We start from the raw sequence: 9345 nt of genomic DNA, 5'->3' as shown, positions 1-9345 counted from the left end.
CCAAAGCCTGTCTGATTCGACAATCAGCGTCGTCATCATTACTGCTGCTTACGAACAGAGAGCCAGGGAGGCGTATCACCATGACGGTACACCAGCTTTCGCTGCTGGCGCTGCTGCTGACACTGACAGCCCAGACAGCCCGTGCAGAAGAACATCTGCTGCTTGATGAAATTATTGTCCGTGCGGACAGAGAATCACCAAAGGAAGAGAGCCTTTCAGTCCGGGAGGTCCGCGAAAGTCCGGCCCGTGATATGGGAGAGGCATTGAAACAGGTGGAAGGGATCAGTACGGTACACAAAGGGGCGATTGCCAATGACGTGGTACTGCGTGGTTTTCAGAAGGACAATATCAACGTCCTGGTGGATGGTGTTCGCCTGCATGGCGCCTGCCCTTCCAGGATGGACCCGCCGGCGTTTCACTATGATTTTGCCGAGATTGAGCAGGTCAAAATTATTAAAGGCCCCTACGATCTAACCAATCCCGGCAGCCTGGGTGGCCTGATCGATGCCCAGACAAAAAGGCCGGGCAAGGGGTTTGGCGGAGAACTCAGCCTGGGCTATGGAGACTGGCACGGCACTAACGCTTCAGCCACCGCCTCCTATGGTACAGATAGGTATGATGGCCTGCTGGGCTATGCCTACAAATATTCCGATGTCCCCAAATCCGGCAACGGAAAACTGCTGACCGAGATCTACCCATCCACCAGCCCGAACCGTTACAAGACCTCTGCAGTTGATTCAAAGGCCTACGAAATCAACACCGGTTGGGGAAAAGTAGGGTTCAACCCGACCTCCAATTCCCGCACCGAGGTCAGCTATACCTATCAGGATGCTGATCATGTTCTGTATCCCTACCTGAAGATGGATGCCGACTACGACAAGACCCACCGTATGAACTGGAGCTACCGGATTCAGAACATCTCGGCACTGCTGCAGGATCTGAAGCTGCAGGTCTACTGGGACCGTGTTGAACACCTGATGGATGACCGCGAACGCTTCAGCTCAAGCACATCGCCCCGGTTTTACTCCATGCAGACCGACGCTTCTACCCAGACCTACGGCGCTAAGCTGCAGGCTGCCCTGCAGGTCGGACCGGGAACCCTTAAAAGCGGACTGGATTACTATAACCGCAACTGGGATGCCACCAATCGCCGGGCTATGTATTTCAGTTACCGTGACCTTGCCATGATACCGGATGCTACGATCGAAAACTTCGGACTGTTCAGTGAATACACCCTGCCGCTTGGCAGCCGGTTGAGCCTTACCGGCGGAGTACGTGGTGATCTGACCCACTCAGAAGCCAGCAGAACAAACACCATGGTGACTGCGGGCAGTTCAAAGGAATTCAGCACCATCAGCGCAAATCTGCAACTGAACTATACCCCCTTCAAGGAGCTGACTGTCTTCACCGGACTGGGACGTGGTACCCGCACCCCTGACCAGCAAGAGATGTACCTCGATGTACCGGGCACACCGGCCTGGCGGGGCAACCAAAACCTTAAGGCAACCGTCAATCATCAGGTTGACCTGGGGGCTAAGTACGCTACGAACCGTTTCTATATGAACGCCTCCATCTTTTACAGTGATCTGCAGGATTACGTAAATTTCTACCAGGCATCTCCAACTCTGAAGAGCTACCAGAATATTCATGCCAGTATCTGGGGGGCTGAGCTGGGTAGCCAGATTTCTCTGCCCGCAGACCTGTTTTTACGGGGAGGTTTGTCATACACGGAAGGCCGCAATATCAGCGGCAACCGCCCACTTTCCGAGATGCCACCTTTGCGCGGCACCATTTCTATCCGCTATGATAACGGCAGATTCTTCGCTGAACTGCTTGAGACCTTAAGTCGTGAACAGGACCGCACTGACAGCAGCCTGAACGAGCAAAAGACTGCCGGATGGGTGACCACTGACCTGAAGGCAGGTTATCAATACAAAGGGTTCTCTGTTACCGGCGGCATTAACAATCTTCTGGACACCCAGTACTACAGCCACCTTTCCTATCTGCGAGACCCCTTTGTCAGTGGTGTTGGCTATCGGGTTCCGGAAAACGGACGGAACATCTACCTGAGCATGGCCTATACATTCTAACGAGGCCCAGTGGACAGCAGGCAAAAACCCCGCTACATATATTTCTGACAGGAGAACAAACAATGAAAAACCTACTGAAATTTCTGGTTACCCTGACCCTTTTGCTGACGACGGCGGCCCTGGTGACTGCCACTGACAAGGTTGAAGGGCCGGACAGCTGCAAGTACTGCGGTATGGACCGCACCAAGTTTGCCCATAGCCGGATGCTGATAACCTACCACGACGGCAGCTCGGTCGGCACCTGCAGTCTGCACTGCGCAGCCGTTGAGCTGGCCAACAACATTGACAAGATGCCGACATCCATCAAGGTGGGAGACTTCACCACCCAAAAGCTGATTGATGCAGAGACAGCCTACTGGGTGATCGGCGGCGACAAGATGGGGGTCATGACCGCCCGGGCCAAGTGGGCATTTGCCAACAAGGCTGACGCTGAGGCGTTCATAAAGACTTACAAGGGAACCCTGGGCAGTTTCGATGACGCCATCAAGGCGGCCTACGAGGATATGTACAAGGATACAAAAATGATCCGTGAACGCCGCAAGATGATGAAGATGAAGCACAGCGGGCATCATTAGCGGATATTCCCCTCTCCCTGGGGGAGAGGGCCAGGGTGAGGGGAAATTTTGTCATTACCATCAACGTTAGTCAGCTATGCACGACAACTTCGCAAGGACCAGACAGACGCTGAAAAGCGTTTATGGCTGGCCTTGAGAGACCGACGATTTTGTGGCCTTAAGTTTCGACGTCAATATCCTTTTGCAGGCTATATTCTTGATTTCTACTGTCATGATATCGGTTTAGCAATTGAACTTGACGGTGGAGGACATACCTCTGATGAGCAACGTATGTACGATCAAGAACGGACAAAAATCCTTAATTCAGCTGGCATACGCGTGATCAGATTCTGGAACAATGAGGTACTAAACTCCATGGAAGATGTACTGAATCAACTATATTCATATCTTCGTACAGACACACCCCTGAGAACCAAAGGCTCCCCCTCATCCGGCCTTCGCCCACCTTCTCCCTCAGGGAGAAGGGATAAGGTCACAAACTATCCCATGGAAATAGAGGAGGATCAATCATGACCCGCTATCTCCTACTGTTTACCGTTGCTGCCTGCCTCTGGCTGAACGTGACATCTGTCTTGGCAGCGCCTACTGCCCCCACGCCGGGGCCAAAGGACAAGTGCCCGGTCTGCGGTATGTTTGTCCACAAATACCCTGCCTGGACGGCGGCAATCAGATTCAGTGACGGCAGCCATGCCTGGTTTGACGGTGCCAAGGACCTGTTTATCTACCTTAACAATCTGCCCAGGTACGCACCGACCAGAAAACCGGCCATGATCGCCACAATTCAGGTCAAGGACTACTATTCACTGAAGCTGATTGACGGCAAGACCGCCTTCTATGTGATTGGCAGTACCGTCTACGGACCTATGGGACATGAACTGGTTCCCCTTGCAAAACAGGCCGAAGCGCAGGAGTTTTTGAAAGACCACGGGGGCAAACGGATTGTCAGGTTTCATGAGATTACCCCTGCCCTGCTGAAGACATTGGAGTAAACGGAACAGCCATGCGCCCTTCCACCTGCTTCATACTGTTGTTGACGACCGGCCTTGTGCTCTTGCTGCTGATGGGTATTCACGCCCGTACCAGCCGGATCAGCCGTCAGACAGAATTGCAGGAACGGGCCATGCTGGTCCACCGGTTACGGCTTACCGATCTCTGCCTGTTTACCGAGGCCCGCTACACCCGCCACCCGGCCATGGCTGATCTGCACGCACCATTTCAGGATCACCCGAGCGCCCTTGAACATTTCCCCTCCGGCTCACTGGTGACACCACCTGTCACCCTGCAGAGGTCTTATGCACCACGCCCTTAGCCGCCACCGCAATATCCTTGATTTTGCCCTTTCCTCACTTTTGAGACGGAAGGCCAAAAACATCTCCCTGTTTCTGGTCTATACCCTGATCATCTTTGTGATTGCATCGCTGATCTTTTTCGTGCAGGCCCTGAAACGGGAAGCGGCCCTGCTGCTGACCGAAGCGCCTGACATGGTGGTGCAGCGGATGATTGCCGGCCGCCACGACCTGATACCGACCAACTACGCGGAAAAAATCAGTGCTATCCGCGGGGTATCAGAAGTCACACCACGCCTGTGGGGCTACTACTACGATCCGGTCTTTCAGGCGAACTACACCCTGCTGGTGCCTGATACCGCTCCCCCGCCGCCCGGTTCGATCGTGATCGGCAGCGGTGTTGCCCGAAACCTGCGGATCAAGACCGATGATCTGGTGACCTTCCGTTCCTATAGCGGCACGCCGCTGCTCTTGACTGTGTCCGGCATCATGCCGTTGCATTCAGAACTGGTGTCTGCTGATCTGGTGCTGATGGCCGCTGAGGATTTTCAGGCCATGTTCAGGATGCCCAAGGGTGTTGCCACCGACCTGGCTGTTACCGTCGCCAATCCCCGTGAGCTGGTGACCGTGGCCAACAAGATTGTTGAGCAGTTCCCTGACACCCGCCCGATTTTGAAGAGTGAGCTGTTGCGGACCTACGATTCACTGTTTGACTGGCGTGGCGGGATGATGGTGGTGATGCTGGCAGCGGCACTGCTCTCCTTTGTGATCTTTGCTTGGGACAAGGCCAGTGGCCTCTCGGCTGAAGAGCGCAAAGAGATCGGTATCCTTAAATCAATCGGTTGGGAGACCGGTGATGTTCTACTGCTGAAGTTCTGGGAAGGGGCAGTGATTTCTCTGACCGCCTTCCTGGCTGGTGTTTTACTGGCCTACGGGCATGTTTTCTTTTCGTCAGCCGCCCTGTTCTCCCATGCCCTGAAAGGCTGGGCCATCCTGTATCCGCAGTTTACACTGGTGCCGACCATCGACGGTTATCAACTTTCGGTGCTGTTTGTGCTTTCAGTGCTGCCCTACACGGCAGCCACTATCATCCCTGCCTGGCTGGCAGCTACCATTGCCCCTGATGCAGCCATGAGGTCATAACCATGATTGCACTGCAGCAGGTCACCAAAACCTTCACCATCAGCCCGACCACCAGCTTTACGGCGGTGGACAATGTAAGTCTGACCATTGAACGCGGCACCATGACAATCCTGAAAGGCCCCAGCGGTTCCGGCAAGACCACCCTGCTGGCGTTGATCGGCTGTATGACCAGACCAAGCTCGGGGCGGATCATGCTGCAGGGGGTCGAAACCAGCTTTTTTCACGCGACAGATGGATCTGAGGGCTTTGACAGTTCCAGTCTGCCGGAGCGGTTTCTGACCGAAATCCGCCGTTCCACCTTTGGTTTCATTTTCCAGCAGTTTAACCTGATCAAAGGAATCAGTGCCCTGCAGAACATCATGCTGCCGGCCTACCCCACCGGCGAGCAGCAGCCTGTTGTCAAACAGCGGGCACTGGAGCTGATGGAACAGTTTGATCTGCTGCGTCATTGCAACTCACCGGTAGAATGGCTTTCCGGCGGAGAACTGCAGCGGGTGGCCATTGCCCGTGCCCTGATTAACAACCCGATTGCCATTATTGCAGACGAGCCGACCGCCCACCTGGACAGCCAGCTTTCCAATACCTTTATGGAGAGCATCGGACTGCTCAAGGACAGCGGCAAGACCGTATTGATCGCCAGCCATGACCCGATTGTCTACAACTCGCCACTGGCAGATCTGGTGGTTGAGATGCGTGATGGCCGTATTGTCGGGATGGAGCCATCGCTGTGATCCAGCACCCTGCCATACTGGCGCTGATGACCGCGTCGCTGATTGTCAGCGGCCTGCTGCTCTATGCCGGCTGGTTTGGTATTCAGATCCTGAAAAACTGGGAGCTTACCAGCGGCAGTGAGCTGCAGCTGCAGCTGGAACGACGTACCTATCTGATCGCAACGATCATGAGCTACGCCCTGCTGTTTCAGGCGATCTCTCTGTTCCTGTACCTCTACACCGCCGATGGACTGCATATCCTGTTTACCGGCGCCATGTGCGCGGCCGGCACCCTGCAGGTGAACAGCTACGGCTATCCGACCCTGATCATGAAGCTGATCAACTGTCTGCTGGCAGGTTGCTGGCTGATTGTCAACCATGCCGATACCAAAGGCTATGACTACCCGCTGATCAAGCCCAAATACGTCCTGTTGGTGGGCCTGGTGCTACTGGTACTGGCTGAAACAGTGCTGCAGTTCAACTATTTTCTCCATCTGAAGGGGGACATGATCACCTCCTGCTGCGGCAGCCTGTTTGGCAGCGACAAGCCGAGCATTGCCGGAGAACTGGCCGGCCTGCCGTACCGGATCATGCGGCCGCTCTTTTTCAGTACCATGGTTGTGCTCTTCTGCTGCGGTATCCGTTTCTACCGGAGCGGAACCGGCGGTTATCTCTATGCGGTTGTTTCCGCGTTTGCCTTTCTGGTCTCCCTGACAGCACTGATCTCATTCATCGGGCTCTATTACTACGAGCTGCCCACCCACCACTGCCCCTTCTGCATCCTGCAAAAAGAGTACGGTTATATCGGTTACCTGCTCTATGCCACGCTGTTGGGCGGCATGATCAGCGGCAGCAGCATCGGCCTGCTGATGCCGTTCAGAACCCGCCACAGCCTGGCCCCTTTCCTGCCACGCCTGCAGCAGCGACTGATTCTGGTGTCGCTGATCTGCTACCTACTGTTCACCGCCCTGGTCTCCTACCGGATGCTAACCGCCAATTTCAGGCTGGGCGGTTAATCTTTCGCTTGTTTCTTGGTTAAGGGAAACGCTATAGATAGCCTATGTTTACGGTGACACCTTCGATACAGCACACAATACGGCTCCTGACCGGTTTGATGCTGAGTACTGCGCTCTGCCTGTCCGGCTGTTCTCCGGCCCGGAAGGCATTCAGCAAGGGGGAACAGCTTGAGCAGGAAGGCAACTATGAAGCTGCCATGTATCGCTATGCAGAAGCGTTCAACAAAGATGCTACTGAAAGCAGCTACCGTCTGAGTTTTTTCAGGGCCCGCGAGGCGGCCGCCAAACAGCGCGACAAAGCAGGTTCTGAACAGTTATCCAAAGAATTATATGCTGATGCTGAAGTATCTTTTGAGACGGCAGCCAGCCTTGATCCAACCCAGGAACGATTTAAACAACAGGCAGAACGTGCGACCCGTTTCAAGCTGGGCCGACAAAGCTATCTTGACGGGCTTGATTTTGAAAAAGCAAATAGACCACAGCATGCCCGCAGCTCCTTCCAGCGTGCGCTGGAACTCCACCCGGATCACAAACAGTATCAGGAGGCATTAAGCCGTGTACCGGTCAGCCTGACAACCCAACTGGGAGGAGTTGACCTGCGGCTGCAATCAACCAAGCCACTCTCGCTTAACGTCAAAGGCACCAGACTGAAAGAGCTGTTTTCCACCATAACCCGGCTTTCCGGTGTTAATTTCATCTTTGACCCTGATTTCAAAGATCAATCTGTAACGGTTTCACTGGTCAACAGCTCCCTCCGTCAGGCACTTGATCAACTTGCTTCCCTGCACAAAATTGACTATGTCGTCATCAACGAGACCGCTGTACTGATCTATCCCCAGAGCACAGAGAAAACCAGGCAGTATCAAAAGATGCAGCTGCGTACCTTCCACCTGAACCACCTGGATGCCAAGAAGGCAGCCAACCTGATCAAGGCTATGCTACAGGTGCGCAAGCTCTACATCAATGAGGATGCCAATACCCTGGTGGTACGGGATACCCGTGATATAAATGACGTCATTGAAAAGATCCTGGAGACCCATGACCAGCCGGATGCAGAGGTGGTACTGGATGTCGAGGTGATTGAGATCAGCGACAAGAATGCCAAAAATGTGGGACTGTTGTTAAGCAATTACGACGTGCAGCTGGGGGCATTCAAAGGGAGCAAACTGCTGGCCACAACGTTGAAAGAGAGCACCTCCACCGCCTCAACCACCGTTACCACAGACGCAACCATTGACAATCTGGTACAGGTATTTAAAAGCGGCGTGTTCGGCGGGTATGTCACCGTGCCCAATGCCCAGTACAACTTTGGCAAGACCCTGGCCAACGGCGAGGTACTCTCCAATCCCAAGATCAGGGTCAAGAACAAGGAGAAGGCCAAGTTTAATGTGGGCACCAGGGTACCGATCACCACCACCACCATGGCCACCACCGGCACCACTTCGCAGGTAAACGTGCAGTACGTGGATGTGGGGGTCAAGGTCAATGCAGAACCGACTATCCAGTTGAACAACGAAGTCTCCATCAAGCTGGGCTTAGAGGTCAGTTCCATCATCTCCCGCGAGACCGTGGGGGGTAAAGACAGTGCCACCACGGTGGTTACCATCGGCACCCGTAACCTGGATACCGTCTTAAGCCTGAAAGATGGTGAGACCAGTGTGATTGGCGGCCTGATTGCCAACAGCAAGAGCGACAGCAAACAGAAGATCTTCCTGCTGGGTGATATCCCGCTTATCGGACCACTGCTGTCAAACACCAAGACCGACAATGACAAGACCGAGCTGATTCTGGCCATTACACCGCGGCTGGTCAGGATGGTGACCGTACCGAAAGGTTCCTTACGCTCTTTTACCAGCGGCAACGAAGATCGCCCGTCATTGCCGGCAGCTGTAGCTCAACAGTCCAGCGGGTCTGCGGTTCCTGCTGCCGTCAAACCTGCGGCTCCCGCTGTTTATCCACCGGTCACCGCTCCCGTCAGTACTGTTCCTGTTGTTCCTGCTGCCATCCAGAACACCCTCACCATCAATGCCCCCAGTTCAGTGGGGCTCGGTCAGCCATTTAAGGTGCTGGTCAGTGCAGAAGGGGTGTCCGATCTGAAGGGCGGCAGCTTCTCCCTGATCTACACACCGGGATTGCTGGAACTGCTCTCAACCACACAAGGGACGCTACTTGGACAGGGCAATGGCAAGGACACCTTTTCAACCACCAATGACCCCGCCAAAGGCAGTGTCACCATCACACTGCAACAGGCCAACACCACAACCGGGGCCACCGGCAGCGGTACGCTGGCCGGTTTTATCTTCAGGTCCAAAGGCAAAGGAAACGCCAATCTCACCATCGGCCAGACAGATTTCCTTTCAGCCACAGGCCAGCTACTCCCTCTGAAAGTCACCTCCAAGAGCATTACCATTCAGTAATACCGACTTCTGGACAGAATGACGTGCAACGCTGCATATGCAACATCATTTATGCAACTTTTTCTTGACAAATTTAATGTGCGTATCTTATTGTAAAGTTAAGTCCAG

9 protein-coding genes are annotated in these 9345 nt (G+C 54.2%); all 9 read left to right on the top strand.

Going from position 1 to position 9345, the window contains the following annotated elements:
- Positions 1-80: 80 nt before the first annotated feature.
- The 9 genes from OEL57_RS02015 (at position 81) to OEL57_RS01975 (ending at position 9237) form a co-directional block, all read left to right on the top strand.
- The gene (locus OEL57_RS02015) at positions 81-2090 is read left to right on the top strand and encodes a TonB-dependent receptor (RefSeq protein WP_300736378.1); all 2010 of its coding nucleotides are present in this window, start codon (positions 81-83) and stop codon (positions 2088-2090) included.
- Between the two features lie 62 nt (positions 2091-2152).
- Positions 2153-2665 carry a nitrous oxide reductase accessory protein NosL gene (locus tag OEL57_RS02010; protein WP_300736376.1) on the top strand — a complete coding sequence of 171 codons (513 nt, stop codon included), beginning with the start codon at positions 2153-2155 and terminating at the stop codon, positions 2663-2665.
- A gap of 48 nt (positions 2666-2713) precedes the next feature.
- Positions 2714-3178: an endonuclease domain-containing protein gene (locus OEL57_RS02005; RefSeq protein ID WP_300736373.1), complete on the top strand. Its 465-nt coding sequence runs from the start codon at positions 2714-2716 to the stop codon at positions 3176-3178.
- Positions 3175-3654, top strand: coding sequence for a nitrous oxide reductase accessory protein NosL (locus tag OEL57_RS02000; protein ID WP_300736370.1), 480 nt, complete (start codon positions 3175-3177; stop codon positions 3652-3654). The genes OEL57_RS02005 and OEL57_RS02000 overlap by 4 nt, the downstream gene beginning before the upstream one ends.
- Positions 3655-3665: 11 nt before the next feature.
- Complete coding sequence (locus tag OEL57_RS01995) at positions 3666-3974, top strand: hypothetical protein (RefSeq protein WP_300736368.1); 309 nt, start codon at positions 3666-3668, stop codon at positions 3972-3974.
- The gene (locus OEL57_RS01990; RefSeq protein ID WP_300736366.1) at positions 3958-5094 is read left to right on the top strand and encodes an ABC transporter permease; all 1137 of its coding nucleotides are present in this window, start codon (positions 3958-3960) and stop codon (positions 5092-5094) included. The genes OEL57_RS01995 and OEL57_RS01990 overlap by 17 nt, the downstream gene beginning before the upstream one ends.
- A 2-nt stretch (positions 5095-5096) precedes the next feature.
- Positions 5097-5825: an ABC transporter ATP-binding protein gene (locus OEL57_RS01985; protein WP_300736363.1), complete on the top strand. Its 729-nt coding sequence runs from the start codon at positions 5097-5099 to the stop codon at positions 5823-5825.
- Positions 5822-6820, top strand: a complete 999-nt coding sequence (locus OEL57_RS01980; protein ID WP_300736360.1) for a hypothetical protein — start codon at positions 5822-5824, stop codon at positions 6818-6820. The genes OEL57_RS01985 and OEL57_RS01980 overlap by 4 nt, the downstream gene beginning before the upstream one ends.
- 98 nt (positions 6821-6918) lie before the next feature.
- On the top strand, positions 6919-9237 hold the full coding sequence (locus tag OEL57_RS01975; RefSeq protein ID WP_300736357.1) for a secretin N-terminal domain-containing protein: 2319 nt from the start codon (positions 6919-6921) through the stop codon (positions 9235-9237).
- Positions 9238-9345: the final 108 nt, after the last annotated feature.

This window comes from Trichlorobacter sp., from assembly GCF_030247655.1.
Classification (GTDB): Bacteria; Desulfobacterota; Desulfuromonadia; order Geobacterales; family Pseudopelobacteraceae; genus Trichlorobacter.
This window is presented reverse-complemented; position numbering and strand designations above follow the sequence as displayed.

Excerpts from the sequence above, each read along its gene's own strand:
- OEL57_RS02010 (WP_300736376.1), top strand. The coding sequence starts at position 2,153 with ATGAAAAACCTACTGAAATTTCTGGTTACCCTGACCCTTTTGCTGACG.
- OEL57_RS01985 (WP_300736363.1), top strand. The coding sequence starts at position 5,097 with ATGATTGCACTGCAGCAGGTCACCAAAACCTTCACCATCAGCCCGACC.
- OEL57_RS01995 (WP_300736368.1), top strand. The coding sequence starts at position 3,666 with ATGCGCCCTTCCACCTGCTTCATACTGTTGTTGACGACCGGCCTTGTG.
- OEL57_RS01975 (WP_300736357.1), top strand. The coding sequence starts at position 6,919 with ATGCTGAGTACTGCGCTCTGCCTGTCCGGCTGTTCTCCGGCCCGGAAG.
- OEL57_RS01990 (WP_300736366.1), top strand. The coding sequence starts at position 3,958 with ATGCACCACGCCCTTAGCCGCCACCGCAATATCCTTGATTTTGCCCTT.
- OEL57_RS02000 (WP_300736370.1), top strand. The coding sequence starts at position 3,175 with ATGACCCGCTATCTCCTACTGTTTACCGTTGCTGCCTGCCTCTGGCTG.
- OEL57_RS02015 (WP_300736378.1), top strand. The coding sequence starts at position 81 with ATGACGGTACACCAGCTTTCGCTGCTGGCGCTGCTGCTGACACTGACA.